This is a genomic window from Streptomyces rhizosphaerihabitans (assembly GCF_025399795.1).
GTDB classification, from domain to species: domain Bacteria; phylum Actinomycetota; class Actinomycetes; order Streptomycetales; family Streptomycetaceae; genus Streptomyces; species Streptomyces rhizosphaerihabitans.
In genome coordinates this window covers 18,174-34,818 of sequence record NZ_JAODTZ010000017.1, presented here as the reverse complement: position 1 = coordinate 34,818, position 16,645 = coordinate 18,174, and the positions used below count along the sequence as shown (strand labels likewise).

Below are 16,645 nucleotides of genomic sequence, written 5' to 3'. Positions count from 1 at the left end.
TCCGGGGGTCCGGGGGTCCGGGGGTCCGGGGGTCCGGGGGTCCGGGGGTCCGGGGGTCCGGGGGTCCGGGGGTCCGGGGGTCCGGGGAAGGCTTCCGCGGGCGTGCGCCCGCGCTCTAGAGCTCGTCGCCGCCCAGGAACGCGCCGCCCAGGGGGCTGCCCCCGGGAACCTTGCTCGCGGGGATCTCGGTGGCTCCCGACGGCGCGCTGATGTCTCCCGCCTCGGAGAACTTCAGGACGAGGGGCAGTTTGGCGGTCTTCGGGCTGTCGGCGAGGACGGCCAGGTCGACCCTGATCTGCCGCAGGTCACCGTTCTTCAGGGTGAAGTCGACGGCGACCTTCTTGTTCGGCGCGTCCTTGAGGTCCTTGGCCGAAGGGAGTTCCGCACCCGCCGGAAGGTCGCCCTGCAACGGACGGAGTTTGCCGAAGACACCGGTGAGCAGGTCGCGGACGTTGCCCGTGGCGACGACGTGCTCGACACCGTCCGCCCCACTCCTGGTCCGGAAGGTGACCTCGCGTCCGATGACACCTCGTACGGCGTCGAGAACCTTCTTCTGGGTCTTGGCGTCGATGTCGCCGGCGCCGGCCCCCTTCGAGGCACCCCCGGCGGACTTCCGCGAACGCTCCAGCTCCTTGGTGTCGACCTTCACCCAGTCGCCTTCGAGGACCTTCCTCATCTCCTTCTCGCTCGCGGGGAGATCGTCGGCCGACGGCATGGGGAAGCCCATCGCCTCGCCGACGGCCTTCATGTCGGCGCGGTAGTACGTGAAGTCGCCGACGATCCGGTACTCGACGAGGACGCCGCCGGACCCCGTGACCTTCACGCTCGTCCCGATGAGGTCCTTCTGGACCGAATCCGCCAGCGCCTTCTTGGACTTGACCGAGACGTCGACGTGCAATCCGCTGACGAACTTCGCGAACTCCGGCGGAAGGGGCTCGTCGGAACTTGCCTCGCCCGTCAGCGTGTTGATCGCGTCGACGTCGGCATCGAGGTCCAACTGGAAGGCGAGAGACTTCTGTTCGCCGAGCCGTTCGACGGCGTGGTCCACCTTCTGCCCGGCTGTGAGGTTCTGGACCGTGCCGCAAGCGGCCGCCGTGGCAAGGAGGACAGCGGTGCAGCCGACCGTGGTGACGGTCTTGCGTATGACGGTGATGATGATCTCCTCTACGACGCCGTACGGACCCGCACGGCGTTCCCTCGTTCGCGTGTTCACTCTTCTTCACTCGTTCTCGCGGCGATCACTGGTGCATCCGCAGAGATCACCCATGTGACTCATGAGTTGTCCACAGGGTTGTGCGGCGAACGCGGTCCTCCGGGCGTACGGTCGGAAACATGCGCATTGTCATCGCTGGTGGTCATGGTCAGATCGCGCTGCGGCTGGAGCGACTGCTCTCCGCGCGCGGGGACGAGGTCGCGGGGATCATCCGCCGTGCCGAACAAGGCGACGATCTACGGGCGGCCGGGGCGGAGCCGGTCCTGTGCGATCTGGAGTCGGCGTCGGTCGAGGAGGTCGCCGCGCATCTGCAGGGCGCGGACGCGGCCGTCTTCGCGGCGGGCGCGGGACCGGGCAGCGGAGTGGACCGCAAGCAGACGGTGGACAAGGGTGCCGCGATCCTGTTCGCGGACGCCGCAGAGCGCGCGGGCGTACGCCGGCACGTGGTCGTCTCCTCGATGGGTGCGGACCCGGCCCACCCGGGCGACGACATCTTCGACGCGTATCTGCGAGCCAAGGGCGAGGCCGACGAGTACGTACGCGGCCGTACGGGTCTGGACTGGACGATCCTGCGCCCCGGGGGCCTGATCGACGACGCCGGGACCGGTCTCGTACGCCTTGAGGCCTCCACGGGCCGCGGCATGATCCCCCGTGACGACGTCGCCGCGGTCCTCGCCGAACTGGTCGACACCCCGGCCACCGCCGGTCTGACCCTGGAAGCGGTCAGCGGCTCGACACCGATCTCGGTGGCGGTGAAGTCGGTGGCGGGGAACTAGGCCTGCCGCCCCTTCGGGCGTCCGGTTCAGAACAGCGGGAGCTGGCCGGGGAATTCCGGGACGGCGTAACCGTCCAGCGCGGGCTGGGCGGCTCCGAGGCGTGCCTGCCGACGCGAACCGGGACACGAGACCAGCTCCCCGCTCTCCCGCGCGCCGGGCGGATCGTGCCGAGCGAACCGGCCCGCGACGACGGCGATCTCCCGACGGCACTCCGGGCAGTTTCTGCGACGCGATGACATGGGATCAGTGTGCCCCGTGGGCGCACTGATCCCACCGGCACACCCGTCGGCGGCCGTCCCCCGTCGACGACGGCTCTACGACCGACGCCTGGCCGGCGCACGGACGAACGGCCCGACCGAGTTCATCCAGGACGTGCGGCCGGTCCTCGTAGCCCAGTTCTCCGGCCATGAGCAGATCCCGCCAGTCCGCCCGCGCGAGACGGATCGCCGAACGGAAACGAGGAATGTCACCGGCGGCGATCAGCACCGCCGCGGTCAAGAGTCGCTCGGTGTCCTGCTGGGGCCGGAGGGCGCCTCGCGGATTCACTCCTTCCAGGTGCACCGTCACCCACAGGCCAACCCACGGGTGGTCACCCCATGGGTAGACATCGCAGCGCCGAGGAGATCGGCACAGGCATCGACAAAGGTGGAGCCCGCGCTGCACAGGTCGATCTCGCCGTTGGTGCCGACCTTGACCGGTGCGTCGAGATCGACGGCGCTCACCCCGCTCGCGGGGACTCCGTGCGCACCGGCGACCTCGAGATTGAGCGTGGCATGGGCACCGAGCTTGGCGATCTTGCCGCTTGTCGTACCGGTACAGGTGTTCTGGATCAGTCAGACCCGGGTTCCGATAAAGAGCCGCGTGAGACAAGTCACGCATTTCGCTCCACGCGCGAGCTTTTTTGCTCGAACACGAAGAGACCCCCTCCGATCTACGTTTCCGCAGATCGGAGGGGGTCTACCTTCATGTGGCGGCGCGTGGATTCGAACCACGGAAGGCTAAGCCGGCAGATTTACAGACTCCGGCAGACGATCAAGCACGCCGAGTCATCCGCGCAGGTCATCCGCCCTGATCGTCGGACTCGGAAGCGGTCCCCTTCTCCGCGTGCAACGTCCGTGCCACGTCGCCCTTGATCCGCTTCGTCTTCTTGGCACGCGCGCGCTTGGCCTTCTCGTGATCGGCGTTGAGTTCCTTGGCAATCTCCGCATCCTGACCATCCCGCGACCGGGCGTAGTGCCGAGTCGTGACGCTCGCGTTGGCGTGGCCGAGCCGTTTGGCCGCAGCCATGACGCCGTGCCGGTCGGCCACCTGGGAGGCGTGCGTGGCTCGGAGGTCCTGCGGAGTGACGTCCTTGAGTCCGGCCCGCTCGACGGCCTTGTCGAAGTGCGTCCGCCGCCACGAGTTGTACCGGAGAGGGCGCCCGGTGCGACCGAGGAACAGCAGCGCTTCCGGATCATCAACCACGCGGGCCGCGAGATGCTCGCGGAGCTCCCGGACGAGGTACGCGGGCAAGGACAACGGCCGCTTCTGGTGTGACTTCGGGGTGTCGAAGAACAACTGTCCGGCGTCCTCCGCCAACGCCTCATCCACCCAGATCAGGCCGTTGACCAGGTCCACGTCCTTCCGTCGCAGCGCGAACCCTTCGCCGATCCGCAGTCCGGCGTACGCGAGGATCTTGACCAAGAGGTCATGCGGCGGGTTGAGATGCGAGATCAGCCGCTCAACCTCACGCACGCTCAGGATGTGAGGCTCGGTCTCAGGCAGTCGCGGCAGCTTGATTCCCCGGCAGGGTGTGACCGCGATCAGGTCGTTGTCGACAGCGGACGCGAAGATCTGGGACAGCACCCGGTACGCGGTGCGAGCACGCGAGGCGCTCAGGCCCGCCTTCTGAAGTCCGCCAAGCCACTCCTTGACGTGTATCGGTCGCACCGCCGACAGTTCGTAGCCGCCCACCCGAGGGTTGATCCACAGTCGGATCAGCCCCGCGTACAGCGTCACGGTCCGCCGCTTGAGGTGCGGAGAAGCCGAGTCAAACCAGCGCTTGCCCCACTCAGCCACGGTGATCTTTCCGGCGCTCGGGTCACGGAACGTGCCCTTGATGATCTCCGCTTCCGTGGTGGTGAGCCACAGATCCGCATCCGTCTTGGTCTCGAAGGTGTGCGGCGCGGACCGCAGGAGACTCGTTGCCGGGTCGCGATAACGGGCTTGCCAGCGGCCGGACTTGAGCTGTCGGACGGCACCAAAGCGCCGGCGGCGGCCTCGGTTGTTGGGCATCAGGCCACCGCCCTCAGTCGACGGACGACGCGGCGCACGGTGTTCGCGGCGATGTACTCGTCGACGGCGCTCTCCGGGATGCGGACGTGCCGACCAACCTTGACGAACGTGATCCGACGCTCTTCGATCAGGCGTCGTGGGAAGCGTTCGCCGCTCATGTCCCAGGTCCCAAGCCGTTCGGCAACCTGAGCTACCGTCAGCAGACGCTCAGCCATCACCACTCCCCCTCTGTCTCGTGATCCGGCATGTCGGCCAGGGCTTCGCGTGCGGTCTCTCGGTTCGTCCGGATGTCCTTTGCGATCGTTGCGGCGAGCCAGGATTCGCCGGGGGTGTGGCCCTGTCCGGCGTAGCTCCAGTGGGCGAGCACCAGCGTGGAGCCCTCCGAGTCGTCGAGGTCCTCGGGCAGGCCCCGTTCGCGGCGTTCCTGGCGTGCGCGGAAGTCGGCGCGAACCTGGCGCCGCTCGGACAGGGTCGAGGAGTAGGCGCGGGACTTGGTCATGAAGTGGCCCCGGAAGCCGAGCATGTGAGCCCAGCGCCACAGCAGCCGATCCGGGTACACGCCGTCCAGGTCCCGGCACGCCTCGATCAGCCGCCGGGTGTGCGCGGGCAGCGGCAGGCCGTCGAGTTCCGAGAGCTCCCCGATCCGGCGGTCCACGGTCTCGGTCGTCTCGGCTGCTTTCGTGGCGTACTTGGCGACGTAGGAGGCGACCGCCCCGTCGGTCAGCTCGATGCCCTCGATACCGCCGATGGCCTGGACGTCGACCTGACTGCCCCAGCGCAGGACGCGGGCGGCGAAGGCGCCGGCGGACGGCACTGGAACCGAGACCCGACCGGCGGCAGCACGGATGGCGTCATCCAGGAGAGCGACCGTGGCCCAGGCCGGGGGCGGGGAGTCGGGGCCGTCCGGACCGTCCATGCGCACGACCGCGTGGAAGTGCACGGCGCCGCGCTTCTGGAACTCGGCAACCTTGCCGAAGGAGACCCGGCACACCTCCCGCATGGCGGTCTGGGACAGGCCCGCACGAGCGGCGATCTCACGACGCAGGTAGATGGTGAAGCGGCGCCACAGGTCCCCGGCATGGTTGTTCCACAGCACCGCCCCGGCGTAGTCGTACCGTTCCGGGTCGAGGGCCGTGCCGAGTACCGGGTCGTCCTCGGCGTGCCGGGCGCCGCAGCGGCAGCGGCCGGACGCGGGCCGGTTGTGCACGGGCCCGAACGAGGGTGCGGTCAGGGTGGCGAAGACGCCGGGATGCTGGCGGATCTCCCCGGATATGCCCATCCGGGAGTCACCGGTGATCCCCGCACGGATCAGGTGATAGACGTCCCCGGCATACGTCCAGGCGCACGACGGGCAGCGCGAGGCCCGCCGGTTGCCGCACGCGACCCGGAGCATGCCGCCCGGCTCGTTCTCGGTGCTGTAGGAGTACAGGACATCACCGGTCGCCCGGTCACGGGTCACGGTCTGGCCCTGGAGCCGGATCGGGTGCGAGCAGCCGCCGGTACGGCGGATCTGTTCCTGCCAGCGGTCGAAGTCCGGGGAGCCAGCGACCCGCAGGAGATCGGCGAGGGTCAGGGGGTCGGTGCCCATGGAGGCCGCAGCACCGGCCACGGCCTCCGGGGGGACGGGGAACACCGTCACGCGGCCACCTCCAGCGGCTCGACCGTGGGCAGCGGAACCGGAGCGGGGTCCTGGACGGGGGTGTAGCCGAAGGTGCGGTCCTTCGGGCAGATCAGGTCACCGTCGTGCGTGAGGACGCGCAGGCCGTCGACGCGGACCCAACGCCAGTACGGGGCGTGCGCCTCGCAGCCGGGGCAGATGGGCGGGATGGCATCGAGCAGGTCGTAGCAGGACGGGAGCATGCTCATGCCGCCACCGCCTCAGCCGCCATGGCGCGCAGGTGACGGCGCACCGTCGACATCTGCCCCTGGGTCAGGGAGCAGTGGATGATCCGGTAGTTGTCGAACCGGGCGTAGTGGGCCGACCAGGCTTCATCCGTGGAGGCCTCGTCGTCGCACATCTGCCAGAAGGCCACCAGGTGGCAGGTGTTGTTCATCAGCTCCGGCAGGCCTGACCGGTTGGCGCCGTCGACCATGAATGCCGCGACCTTCTCCAGATCCGGACGAGGCTCGTGGACGTACTCCGAGGCGTACAAAGCGAGGATCAGCGCCACGTTCGGCAGACAGGCCAGAGCGGTAGGCGACAGTCGCACGGAGTGTGCGTGCGCGGCTAAGAACTTCGACGGCATGATGGAAGCTCCCTTTGAGGGACGAGGGGGCGGCGAATCTGCTTGGCGGTAGGAGCGCCGCCCCCGGCCCGAGTGGGCCACTCATCTAACTTCTCTTGTGTTACCTAGATTAGCTGGAACAGGTTGATGCGCAAGACCCTGGGGCAGATTTCTTTAGGTCACTTAGGTAACCTGGGGATGTGACCGTGAGCCAGGACGATCCGCGCAGCGCCTATGAGCAGGTGGCCGACGACCTCCGGAAGAGGATTGCCTCCGGAGCCCTCAAGGCCGGTCAGCGGCTCGACGGGAACGCGAAGATGGCCGAGCGCTACGGCGTTGCGGCGATGACCATTCGCCATGCCCTCGACATCCTGCGACGCGAACAACTCATCGTGAGCCAGCAAGGGCGCGGGACCTTCGTCGCCAGCGATCCGGGACTCGCGGACTCGGCAGAGGAGGACGGCGCCATGGCGAATGAACTTGGCGAGATCAAGGCCGCACTGGAGCTGATCAACTCGCGGCTTGATCGCCTTGAGAGCCAGGTTCGCGAGCGTTCCTGACCGAGGAAGACAGCCGATCAACTCGCTGGGCAGCTTCGGCGAGCTTTCTCCGGATTTCGTGCAGTTCTGCTAATAACCGCGCCCTGTCCGCGACCCTCACGGTGGTCTTCCCCCTGTCAGTGATGATCAGCCCAGCTTCATACTCGCGGCGAGACGCCTGATCTCCGCCGTGTGTGCGTGCTTGTCCGTCGACCTCAGGTCGTCCACGAGATTTCGGGCGATCGGCCTGTTGCGCACGTGCTGAGGGGCAATCGCGTCAGCCCGCAGGATCGCGTCAGCCGCCGGGCCCAACTTGCCGTTCATCATCTGGCCGACAGCAGTGCAGACCCAAAAATGCGACTGCCGCTCGCCCGACGCGATGTGCTCGATATCGACCAGCTCAGCACGTGAGAGCACGTCGCGAGGGTGGCCCAGTTCCAGGCTTACCTCCACCGAGTGGATCTCTGCGTTGACGGCATTGAACTGAGTCTGGAAGGCGTTTCCGTTCGCCGATACGCCGGCGGCCGCCTGGCGGGCCTCAGTCAGGTGCGACTCCGCCTCAGTGCGATCCCAGAGCCGGGACCATGCGACAGCCGCTCGCAAGTGCATCGCACCCCACAGTGCGCGCAACGTCTGATCGGCCGCCCCCATGTGAGGTTCGAGATCATCGAGAGCCTTGTGCGCCATGTCGCGCGCAGCACCGAGTTCCCCCTCGTGGAGCCAGACGCCGCAGAGATCCCACCGAGCCGCAGCGCGGAGGATCGGCGACTCTGCCCGCTCGGCTGCAACTAGCTCCCGCTGAACGGCACTCCATCCGAGGTCATGGTGCCCGAGGAGGTTGGACGAAACGCGCGCCATATGGCTTGCCCGAAGCATGAGGGACTCGGCCCGCGGCACGTCTTCGCCTTCAGCTACGTCACATAGGACGACCAGATCGCGAAGGATCTGGGGAAGGACGTCACCCAGAGGCGTGAACTTTGCATCCTGCCTCAGCCTCTCGGCCGCCTCGACCCGTGACGCGAGTTCGGGAAGGGTTGGGGCATCGGTCATCGCGATCAGGGCCGCGCCGCCAGGCATGGTCGCCTGTTGGAGCGCGAGGCGAAGGCCGGGGATCGCGGCGTGACCAGAGTCGAGTTCCGCAGTCTCATGGCGGTACGGCTGTCCGGTCAGCTCTATGACCTCCACCCCGAGCACCTCGGCGATCTGGCCAAGAACGCTCATGCGATCGAGCGGAAGGCGACCGGTTTCGATCTTGGATACCCAGCTAACGGAGCGGTCGACAGATGCCGCCAACTGCGTTTGATCCCAGCCGAGTCGGCGCCGCGCTCGTGCTACGCGCTGCCCTGTGGTCAGTTCAGCCATCATGGGTTCCCTTCGACACTACGACGGTACCCACGCCGAACCGTGACGCTGGCAGTAAAAGTGACAGTGGACGCCCGAACAGCCCTCTGTCAGGCCGGAGTTACGGGTTTCTCTACCTCATCAAGCCCCGGCTGCGCTCCGCTCCGCCGGGCGCGCTCCCGGCTCCGCTGCGGGCGCCGCTCCTGCCTTCGGCCCGCTCCGCCCGCGCTGCGCCGACGCGCGCCCACGTGTGGATAGGGCCATTGGCCATGAGTCGAGCACCGCAGGAACGCGGCAACGGTCAAAGCATGCCTCCGGCGGGGGCGCTCAGGCTCCGAGATGGCGGGGGCGCCGTCCGCGTGTGCCGGCCGAGTGTGGCGTGCGCGGGGTGCTCCCATCCCGTCTGCCGTCGACCCAGGCAGAGCCGAGCAGACGCGGCCCATGGCGTCCAGGTCGTTCGTACAGTGGCGCGCTCCACCTGGACGCCATGAACCACGCCCGCTCCACGGTGTGTGGGTCGACGGCAGACGGGATGGGAGCTGGGGTGAGTGGTGGGTGGGGGAGGGATAGCCTCGGAACCTGATCTCAGGACCCGCGGGTATGGGCCGATCAAATGTGGGGTGGGTCGGATGAGCGCAGAGGTGGAGCCCGAGCGCTGGGAAATGCGGGCCGAAGGCGGCGTGGGGCCACTTTGGTTCGGGATGTCTCCAGCCGAGGTCGCCGAGGCACTGATGGTTTCTGAGCCCGAGACTCGGGTTGGCGGGCCCTACGAGCAGGAAGACTTCTCGGGCGGGGTGACGGCGTTCTACGCCGCGGGCAAGCTTGTGTGCGTGGCGCTGGATGCGGTCACCGGTCCGCAGGTCTCCCTAGCAGGCTTCCCACTGGCCGGCCGCGATCCAGAGCAGGGCCACCAGTTCCTGCTGGACCATGCCGCCGAGCACGGCAACTGGGTCCTTTACACCCCTGACGGTTCGCTCGCCTTGACCGATCTCGGACTGCTCCTGCGCTCGCAGCAGGTCGGGGACTCGCTCCTAACGCGCCCGCTCTTCGTGAAGGAGGAGTGGTTCGAGTCGCAGTATTACCGCGACCACCTTCCATTGGAGGATGCCCCGGGCTGGGTGCCCGAGTACCCATTCCCTGCCGCGCCCTAGCGGGACAACAGCCCGCCGAGAGCCCATTCGGCATCTGACATCAACACCTGACACCAACAAGCACGAACATCGCCGGTTGGCGCCGTACCTCGATGAACCCCCGCTCAGAGATCACCGGCCGTCGACCAACGTCACCAACACCCCGCGATTGACCTGATAAGGATGAGGCCAGAGGTCCAAGGCCCGCGGCCGGCCAGGGGAGTCAACTTGACGAGAGTGGCCTGTGGCTTGGCTCGGCGGTTGAGATCCAACCAACCTACGCAACTGTCCAGCCGCGTGTCAGACTGCCGTTCATGACTCACAACCGAAAGGGCCATGCCGCGTAGGCGCCCCTCAGGCCTCCGGGCCGACAGCAGGCGCTTTGCCGCGCATATCCGCTACTCGAAGATCAGTCAGCTTTCCGGCTCAGCTCAGGCACAGATCATTCGGTTGGAACGGACGCGACTCCAACCCGGCCTGGTCAAGCAGGCTCTCTCTCGGTGGACTGCCATCGCACGGGCACCGAGCAACCAGCTGCCTTCACCATTCAGCGGCCGGTGCGGAGTCACCGACTGTTGCCCAGAGCCTGCGGATGAGCGAGATCTGCTGGAACTGGCGATCTGCGCCCTCCCCAAGAAGAGCTCCCGGGAGCTCCGCAGCATCGTGCACGCACTCGATCTCAAGATCCTAGAACGCCCCGACACCGGGTCGTACAGAAACCCGCCGCATCGTTGGTGGCAGAGCGCCTTCTGACTGAGCCGTGCCCCTCACGTGCCCGATCGCACGGGGAAGCACGGGGAGCAAAGGGCGATCACGGTGTATCGACATGCCGACGGCCCCTGACCGAGTTACCTGGTCAGGGGCCGTTCACCTGCGGTGGGTGTGGGATTTGAACCCGCGGTGACTCGCGCCACGACGGTTTTCAAGATTGCTGAAGTGTTGACCCGCCTCGCCCATTGAGACTCCACCGACCGCACGAAAATGGAAGGTGGGTCAGCGTGATCGCACAGCACAATGCGCTCATGGTGTTCGCGGATGTCATAGGCCGAGCCGAGAACGGTCCGTATCGCTGCCCTTGCTGCGGATTCGTCACCCTCGCTGAGCGTGCAATGTACGAGATCTGTCCAGTTTGCTTCTGGGAGGACGACGGTCAGGATGACCACGATGCAGACGAGTGCCGAGGCGGCCCGAACGGTCAGCTCAGCCTGACTGAGGCACGGCGGAACTTCGAAGCTACCGGTGCATGCAGCGGGCGTCTCTCGCCACAGGTACGCGCGCCGCGACCGGAAGAGCACCCGGACATCGCTCCGCACTACGGCACGGGTGTCCTCTACGGCGGGACCCCGTCGAGTGATCAAAGCTAGGTCCCAACTTGTCCGATCGCTCACCTCCGCGTACAGCAGCGAAGTACAGCAACCGAGGCGACCGCAGGTGACCGTCCAGAACCCCCAAGGTCCTCCTGGCTGGGCCGGGAGACCTCACCGACCTCCGCGCCCATAGTTCGCATCGAGAGGGTCACTGACTTCGCAGACGCGTCAGCGGCGGCCCGCTTGCTTGACTGAGCCATTGAGGCTCCGCCGACCGCGTGGTCTAGATCACGCGCCGTGCCACGAGCGTGCCAGATCGAGTGGGGAACGACGGGGAATCACGGTGACTGGCAGCAAGCGGAAACGAGATCGACCCCCGACCAAAGTCACTGGTCAGGGGTCGATACCCGCTACTGTGGCGGCGCCAGGATTCGAACCTGGGAAGGTGAAACCGGCAGATTTACAGTCTGCTCCCTTTGGCCGCTCGGGCACACCGCCAGGGATGCTGCCTCTTAGCCCCGCTTTTGGGCGGTACTCCTTGGCAACGACGTAAACGATACCTGATGCCCGGGGATGCTTCGCCACCCAATTGATCGACGCTTGGAGGGAGGGGGGTGGCTAGGCTTATGCGGATGCGGCCGGAGGCCTACGCCGGGCTCGACGGCCGCCCCTACACACCCGATACAAGGAGCCACAGGACATGGCCGACTCCAGTTTCGACATCGTCTCGAAGGTCGAGCGGCAGGAGGTCGACAACGCCCTCAACCAGACCGCCAAGGAGATCTCGCAGCGCTACGACTTCAAGAACGTCGGCGCCTCCATCTCCTGGTCCGGCGAGAAGATCCTCATGGAGGCGAACTCCGAGGAGCGAGTGAAGGCCATCCTCGACGTGTTCGAGACCAAGCTGATCAAGCGGGGCATCTCACTGAAGTCGCTGGACGCCGGTGAGCCTCAGCTCTCCGGCAAGGAGTACAAGATCTTCGCGACGATCGAGGAGGGCATCTCCCAGGACAACGCGAAGAAGGTGGCGAAGATCATTCGCGACGAGGGCCCCAAGGGTGTGAAGGCCCAGGTGCAGGGCGACGAGCTGCGCGTCAGCTCGAAGAGCCGTGACGACCTGCAGGCCGTTCAGGCTCTCCTCAAGGGCAAGGACTTCGATTTCGCTCTGCAGTACGTGAACTACCGGTAGAACGCCTGGCACGTCTGATACGCCGGGCACGCAAAGAGCCGAACAGCACCGAGCAGTGACGGCAGTGCTTCGCCAACCCGCCTCAGGGGGCCGGGTGTTGCGGGCCGGTTCTTTGCGGGGCCGGTGGTGTCCTACTCGCTTCCTGTGCGCGCCCAGGACTGCGCGCCCATGCAGTGGCCGAAGGTACGAGGAAAGGTGGGCACCTCGGTGTGCCCGCCCTTCTCGGTTGTCGGCCGCGGTCTCGTCGACACGCTCAGCGGCGCGAGTCGCCGAACAGGATGCGGTAGAGGATCAGCAGCACGAGCGAGCCGCCGATGGCAGCGGCCCAAGTGGCGCCGTCGTAGAAGTGTTTGGCGATGGGGTGGTCCAGCCAGCGGGCCGATATCCAGCCGCCGATGAACGCGCCCACGACACCGATGACGGTCGTTCCGATGAAGCCTCCCGGGTCGCGCCCCGGGAGCAGGAACTTGGCGATGGCGCCGGCCAGCAGCCCCAGAATGATCCAGCTGATGATGCCCATGTCCTGAGCCTGCCCCTCCGTGCTGTCGCCACGCTGCGCCGGCCCTGTGATTTCGGTCCGGGCGGGCCGTGCCCGCGCTGTCCGTGTCCAGTGCGGGTCACACGTGTATCGGTGCCGTGCGCGTGTAGTCGGTGCCGTGCTGATGCCGTGCTGATGAACAGGACGTCGCCGGGCTCCCGCCGGTTGCGGTGATCAGTAGGGTGCGACCCATGGTTCAGTCCAGTCCCGAGTTGCGTCGCACCCTGGGTGTCGGGGACGCCGTGCTCATCGGGCTCGGCTCGATGATCGGTGCCGGGATCTTCGCGGCGCTCGGCCCAGCGGCGCGTGCGGCCGGATCCGGGCTCCTGCTCGGACTCGCGGTCGCCGCCGTCGTCGCCTACTGCAACGCGATGTCCTCGGCACGGCTCGCCGCCCTGTACCCCGCTTCCGGCGGTACATACGTCTACGGGCGTGAGCGGCTCGGTGTCTTCTGGGGATATCTGGCGGGCTGGTCGTTCGTCGTCGGCAAGACAGCCTCCTGCGCGGCCATGGCGCTCACCGTGGGCGCGTACGTCTGGCCGACGCACGCCCACGCGGTGGCGGTCACGGCCGTGGTCGTGCTGACCGCCGTGAACTACGGCGGCATGCAGAAGTCGGCCTGGCTGACGCGGGCGATCGTGGCAGTGGTCCTGGCGGTCCTCGCTTCCGTCGTGGTCGGATGTCTCGGCTCGGACGTCTCCGATGCCGGGCGGCTGGGCATCGGACTGTCTTCCGGCGCAGGCGGGGTGCTTGAGGCGGCCGGTCTGTTGTTCTTCGCGTTCGCCGGGTACGCGCGGATCGCGACGCTCGGTGAGGAGGTACGGGATCCGGCGCACACCATTCCGCGCGCGATCCCATTGGCTCTTGGCATCGCACTCGTGGTGTACGCGGCGGTCGCTGTCGCTGTCCTTTCGGTACTCGGATCGGCCGGGCTGGGGCTCGCCCCGGCGCCACTGGTCGACGCTGTACGGGCAGCCGGACTGCCCGGGCTCGTGCCGGTGGTGCGGGTGGGGGCCGCCGTGGCCGCACTCGGCTCACTGCTCGCCCTGATCCTGGGTGTCTCGCGGACCACGCTGGCCATGGCCCGTGACCGTCATCTGCCGGGCGCCCTGGCCACCGTGCATCCGCGCTTCCGGGTCCCGCACCGGGCGGAACTGGCCGTGGGAGTGATGGTCGCCGCTCTGGCCGCGACCGTGGATGTGCGCGGCGCGATCGGCTTCTCCTCCTTCGGCGTGCTGGCGTACTACGCAGTCGCCAACGCCTCCGCCTGGACTTTGAGTTCGGCTCCGGCGTCGCGGGTTGTGCCGGTGCTGGGACTCCTCGGATGCGTGACGCTGGCGTTCGCTCTGCCGGGGCGTTCTGTGGTCGTGGGCGCGGCCGTCCTGGCGGTGGGGGCAGCGGCATACGGCGTACGGCTGTGGGCGGCTTCGCGCTAGCGGGTCAGGAAGCCTGCGTCACCGTCGTACGTATCTGGAAGTCGGGCCAAAGGGGGAGATCCGCGCCGTCGTTGGACTCCTCGTACCAGCCCGTTCTCTCGAGCCAGGCGAGCAGCCAGGTCGCGAGGTCGGGTGCGTCCACGTACCAGGCGTGGTCGGCCTCGTCTGCGTTCGGTTCGTAGAGCAGGACCGCGCCGTCGGGGCTTTGGCAGTCCACGCACGCGTACATTCCACAGCCCCAGTGGGATATCGGCAGAACCCCCTCGGGCCATGGCCACTCGGGGTCCTTTCGGCCGCTCTCGCGGCTGGCCAGATACTGCGGAACGACCGCGGGCTCGCCCGAGGGCGGTCCGTCGAGCAAGGGCAGCAGGCCGTATTCCGGACCGAATCCGCCGTCCCCTATCCGCAGGTAGAGCGAGGCGAGCAGCGCGGGAAGCGGGAAGCCCAGTACCGCCTCGGCGCGGGCGACCTCAGCCGGGCCCACGGGCGCGGGGAGCGAAGGCCAGCCCCACGGGCGGGTGTTACGAGCCTCCACAGCGACCCGTGCCAGCAACTGCTCGATTTCGGTCATGGGTTCATCATGCAGCGCGCCACTGACAATCGGGGAGCCTGTGGACAACCCTCACGCGAGACGGACTACGGCGCCGTTTTCGGCGAAGAGGGCAAAGAGGCCGAGGACGCTCTCGAAGGTCGGCGGTCACCGAGTGCGCGTACGCCCGCCGGGCACCCACGACCGTGTCCTGCGGGCCCGTACGGCTAGCGTGACGCGAGCGGCTGATCCGCGCGCACGATTTCGCGGCCCAGCGGGAACAGCGGAACCGGGATGAGCTTGAAGTCGGCGATACCGAACGGGATGCCGATGATCGTCAGGCACATGGCGATGCCCGTGACGATGTGGGCCAGGGCTAGCCACCAGCCCGCGAGGACCAGCCACAGGACGTTGCCGATGCAGGACGGCGTGCCCGCGTCGTGGCGCTCCACCGTCGTACAGCCGAACGGCCACAGTGCGTAGATGCCGATTCGGAACGCGGCGATGCCGAACGGGATTGTCCGCCAACGTTGCCGATCGCGCCACAAGGGCGCTGCGGTTCCGCCTGAGGGCATGACCAGCCGATACTGGTGGGAGAGGCATGCCGACGGACCCACCTGGAGGTACCGATCATGAAGCTCTTCCACCTGCTGCTGAACATCATCTGGCTCGTCTTCTGCGGCATCTGGATGGCGATCGGCTACCTCATCGCAGCGCTCATCTGCTTCATCTTGATCATCACCATCCCGTTCGGCGTCGCGTCGCTGCGTATCGCCGGCTTCGTCATCTGGCCGTTCGGCCGCACCACCGTGGAGAAGCCAGGCGCAGGGGCAGGCTCGTTCATCGGGAACGTGATCTGGGTGATCTTCGCAGGGTGGTGGCTGGCTCTGGCTCACCTCGTCACGAGCATCCCGCTGTTCCTGTCGATCATCGGGATCCCGTTCGGGTGGGCCAACCTCAAGCTGATCCCGATCTCTCTGATGCCATTGGGGCGCGAAGTGGTATCGACGGATCAGGGATTTGGCAGCCTCTAAGCGACCGGGCGGCGGAACTCAGGCCTCCTCCTGCCGACGGCTCAACACTGGAAGGGCCTTCCCTGGCTCTACGTTGCGACTGATGCTCGCGCGGTCTCGAGTGACAAGCAGGAGCTGCGGCTCGATCGAGCCGTGATTCCAGGGGATGACCGGGTCTTCCTGCGGAAGCGCCGGCGGGAGTTGCGTGACAAGGTCGAGGAGCTGCGGTTCGAGACTCCCAAGGGACCGGTGCACGGTGATGCTCACGTGCAGAACCTCATGGTGGACGATCAAGGGCAAGTGATCCTGATCGACTTCGAGGCCTTCTGCTTCGATCATCCCGAGTGGGACCTGATGGTCACGGCCGTCGAGCACCACAGTCTTGGATGGCAGACCGACGAGCAGTACGCCGACTTCGTCAGAGCGTACGGACGGGATCTGTACGAGTGGCACGGTTACGAGACGCTGCGCGGGTTGCAGGAGTTCGGCATGACGACGTGGCTGATGCAGAACGTGCAGGAGGACGAGCGGACGGCGGCCGGATATCGCCGGCGTATCGCTGGGCTGCGCAAGGACGACGGACTTCGGGACTGGCGTCCCTGGTAGCTGCTACTCGTCGTCGTCCAAGCGGGTCAGGGCGTCGCGCACCTGGTCGTTGAAGGCGGCCACGACTGGGTTCGCCGCGTGAATGCTCACTTCGGTTTGGAAGTCGGTCACGTAGCGCTGGAAGCGGGAGTACTGGAGGGTGTCCCCACCGTCCATGGGACAGGGCCGAATGCGGTCACGGGCGCCGCCTCGGCTGCGGGACCATCCACGGCACGACCGATCCCCTCGTCGGCCAACCCCTCTGCGCCGACTGCTACGACTGCTACGACTGCACGGCACACGTCCTCTGGCACGCACACGCGGGAAAGCTCTGGGACCGCTTCGTCATCGGCGTCCGACTTCAACTCGCCACCGCGGCCGACCTCGTACAGTCCCGATTCGCCGACCACGCCCGACTGTCTTCCGCGCGGATCGCGGAATACCAAAGCGCGCTGCCGTCCACGTGCACGCTGTGGTCCGCCTCGACGGCTCAGCTGGACCGACGGAGGAAGCACCGGCTGGGGCACCGCTGACCGACTGGCCGATGCAG

General features: G+C 67.2%; 20 protein-coding genes, 1 tRNA gene and 2 pseudogenes. 9 read left to right on the top strand and 14 right to left on the bottom strand.

The genetic code is table 11. The features are described from left to right. Positions 1-115: 115 nt before the first annotated feature. Complete coding sequence (locus tag N4G66_RS18755) at positions 116-1,213, bottom strand: hypothetical protein (protein WP_261705287.1); 1,098 nt, start codon at positions 1,211-1,213, stop codon at positions 116-118. A gap of 119 nt (positions 1,214-1,332) precedes the next feature. On the opposite strand from N4G66_RS18755, the gene N4G66_RS18750 reads away from it, so the two are divergent. Continuing rightward, positions 1,333-1,989 carry an SDR family oxidoreductase gene (locus tag N4G66_RS18750; protein WP_261705286.1) on the top strand — a complete coding sequence of 219 codons (657 nt, stop codon included), beginning with the start codon at positions 1,333-1,335 and terminating at the stop codon, positions 1,987-1,989. Positions 1,990-2,015: 26 nt separating this feature from the next. On the opposite strand, the gene N4G66_RS18745 is transcribed toward N4G66_RS18750, so the two are convergent. From N4G66_RS18745 to N4G66_RS18715, 7 genes are all read right to left on the bottom strand, one after another. Further along, positions 2,016-2,228: a hypothetical protein gene (locus N4G66_RS18745; protein WP_261705285.1), complete on the bottom strand. Its 213-nt coding sequence runs from the start codon at positions 2,226-2,228 to the stop codon at positions 2,016-2,018. A gap of 324 nt (positions 2,229-2,552) precedes the next feature. Beyond that, a complete protein-coding gene (locus N4G66_RS18740) occupies positions 2,553-2,711 on the bottom strand; it encodes a hypothetical protein (RefSeq protein WP_261705284.1) in 159 nt (52 codons plus the stop codon). Positions 2,712-3,048: 337 nt separating this feature from the next. Further along, positions 3,049-4,263 (bottom strand): tyrosine-type recombinase/integrase, encoded by a 1,215-nt coding sequence (locus tag N4G66_RS18735; RefSeq protein WP_261705283.1) that lies wholly within the window; start codon positions 4,261-4,263, stop codon positions 3,049-3,051. Next, positions 4,263-4,478, bottom strand: coding sequence for an excisionase family DNA-binding protein (locus N4G66_RS18730; protein ID WP_261705282.1), 216 nt, complete (start codon positions 4,476-4,478; stop codon positions 4,263-4,265). The genes N4G66_RS18735 and N4G66_RS18730 overlap by 1 nt, the downstream gene beginning before the upstream one ends. After that, on the bottom strand, positions 4,478-5,851 hold the full coding sequence (gene repSA, locus N4G66_RS18725; protein WP_261705386.1) for a replication initiator protein RepSA: 1,374 nt from the start codon (positions 5,849-5,851) through the stop codon (positions 4,478-4,480). Before repSA ends, N4G66_RS18730 begins: the two co-directional genes overlap by 1 nt. A 47-nt stretch (positions 5,852-5,898) precedes the next feature. Beyond that, complete coding sequence (locus tag N4G66_RS18720) at positions 5,899-6,129, bottom strand: hypothetical protein (protein WP_261705281.1); 231 nt, start codon at positions 6,127-6,129, stop codon at positions 5,899-5,901. Beyond that, positions 6,126-6,473 (bottom strand): hypothetical protein, encoded by a 348-nt coding sequence (locus N4G66_RS18715; RefSeq protein WP_261705280.1) that lies wholly within the window; start codon positions 6,471-6,473, stop codon positions 6,126-6,128. Before N4G66_RS18715 ends, N4G66_RS18720 begins: the two co-directional genes overlap by 4 nt. Before the next feature lie 215 nt (positions 6,474-6,688). Between N4G66_RS18715 and N4G66_RS18710 the strand changes: the two genes are divergently transcribed. Further along, complete coding sequence (locus N4G66_RS18710; protein ID WP_261705279.1) at positions 6,689-7,048, top strand: GntR family transcriptional regulator; 360 nt, start codon at positions 6,689-6,691, stop codon at positions 7,046-7,048. A gap of 126 nt (positions 7,049-7,174) precedes the next feature. Here the strand turns inward: N4G66_RS18710 and N4G66_RS18705 are convergent, their stop codons facing one another. Further along, positions 7,175-8,389, bottom strand: a complete 1,215-nt coding sequence (locus N4G66_RS18705; RefSeq protein WP_261705278.1) for a helix-turn-helix domain-containing protein — start codon at positions 8,387-8,389, stop codon at positions 7,175-7,177. 608 nt (positions 8,390-8,997) lie between these two features. Between N4G66_RS18705 and N4G66_RS18700 the strand changes: the two genes are divergently transcribed. Both N4G66_RS18700 and N4G66_RS18695 read left to right on the top strand, forming a co-directional pair. Then, the gene (locus N4G66_RS18700) at positions 8,998-9,519 is read left to right on the top strand and encodes a hypothetical protein (RefSeq protein ID WP_261705277.1); all 522 of its coding nucleotides are present in this window, start codon (positions 8,998-9,000) and stop codon (positions 9,517-9,519) included. A gap of 1,001 nt (positions 9,520-10,520) precedes the next feature. Continuing rightward, positions 10,521-10,862, top strand: coding sequence for a CPCC family cysteine-rich protein (locus N4G66_RS18695; RefSeq protein ID WP_261705385.1), 342 nt, complete (start codon positions 10,521-10,523; stop codon positions 10,860-10,862). A 359-nt stretch (positions 10,863-11,221) separates the two neighbouring features. Here N4G66_RS18695 and N4G66_RS18690 read toward each other — a convergent pair. Beyond that, positions 11,222-11,303, bottom strand: a tRNA-Tyr gene (locus tag N4G66_RS18690). A 202-nt stretch (positions 11,304-11,505) separates the two neighbouring features. Here N4G66_RS18690 and N4G66_RS18685 point away from each other — a divergent pair. Then, positions 11,506-11,994, top strand: a complete 489-nt coding sequence (locus N4G66_RS18685) for a YajQ family cyclic di-GMP-binding protein (protein ID WP_261705276.1) — start codon at positions 11,506-11,508, stop codon at positions 11,992-11,994. A gap of 253 nt (positions 11,995-12,247) precedes the next feature. Here the strand turns inward: N4G66_RS18685 and N4G66_RS18680 are convergent, their stop codons facing one another. Beyond that, on the bottom strand, positions 12,248-12,514 hold the full coding sequence (locus tag N4G66_RS18680) for a GlsB/YeaQ/YmgE family stress response membrane protein (RefSeq protein WP_261705275.1): 267 nt from the start codon (positions 12,512-12,514) through the stop codon (positions 12,248-12,250). 209 nt (positions 12,515-12,723) lie between these two features. Between N4G66_RS18680 and N4G66_RS18675 the strand changes: the two genes are divergently transcribed. Next, positions 12,724-13,968, top strand: coding sequence for an APC family permease (locus N4G66_RS18675; RefSeq protein ID WP_261705274.1), 1,245 nt, complete (start codon positions 12,724-12,726; stop codon positions 13,966-13,968). Positions 13,969-13,972: 4 nt separating this feature from the next. Here N4G66_RS18675 and N4G66_RS18670 read toward each other — a convergent pair whose 3' ends face one another. Both N4G66_RS18670 and N4G66_RS18665 read right to left on the bottom strand, forming a co-directional pair. After that, positions 13,973-14,539 carry an SMI1/KNR4 family protein gene (locus N4G66_RS18670; protein ID WP_261705273.1) on the bottom strand — a complete coding sequence of 189 codons (567 nt, stop codon included), beginning with the start codon at positions 14,537-14,539 and terminating at the stop codon, positions 13,973-13,975. A 185-nt stretch (positions 14,540-14,724) separates the two neighbouring features. Continuing rightward, the gene (locus N4G66_RS18665; protein ID WP_315903656.1) at positions 14,725-15,072 is read right to left on the bottom strand and encodes a YccF domain-containing protein; all 348 of its coding nucleotides are present in this window, start codon (positions 15,070-15,072) and stop codon (positions 14,725-14,727) included. Between the two features lie 57 nt (positions 15,073-15,129). Between N4G66_RS18665 and N4G66_RS18660 the strand changes: the two genes are divergently transcribed. Continuing rightward, the gene (locus tag N4G66_RS18660; RefSeq protein WP_261705272.1) at positions 15,130-15,531 is read left to right on the top strand and encodes a YccF domain-containing protein; all 402 of its coding nucleotides are present in this window, start codon (positions 15,130-15,132) and stop codon (positions 15,529-15,531) included. Positions 15,532-15,633: 102 nt separating this feature from the next. After that, positions 15,634-16,116 (top strand): annotated as a pseudogene (locus N4G66_RS18655) (phosphotransferase family protein); the annotation flags it as partial. A 3-nt stretch (positions 16,117-16,119) separates the two neighbouring features. Here the strand turns inward: N4G66_RS18655 and N4G66_RS18650 are convergent. Beyond that, positions 16,120-16,272 (bottom strand): hypothetical protein, encoded by a 153-nt coding sequence (locus tag N4G66_RS18650; protein WP_261705271.1) that lies wholly within the window; start codon positions 16,270-16,272, stop codon positions 16,120-16,122. Between the two features lie 20 nt (positions 16,273-16,292). Between N4G66_RS18650 and N4G66_RS45660 the strand changes: the two are divergent. Continuing rightward, positions 16,293-16,628 (top strand): annotated as a pseudogene (locus N4G66_RS45660) (replication initiator); the annotation flags it as partial. Between the last annotated feature and the right edge of the window lie 17 nt (positions 16,629-16,645).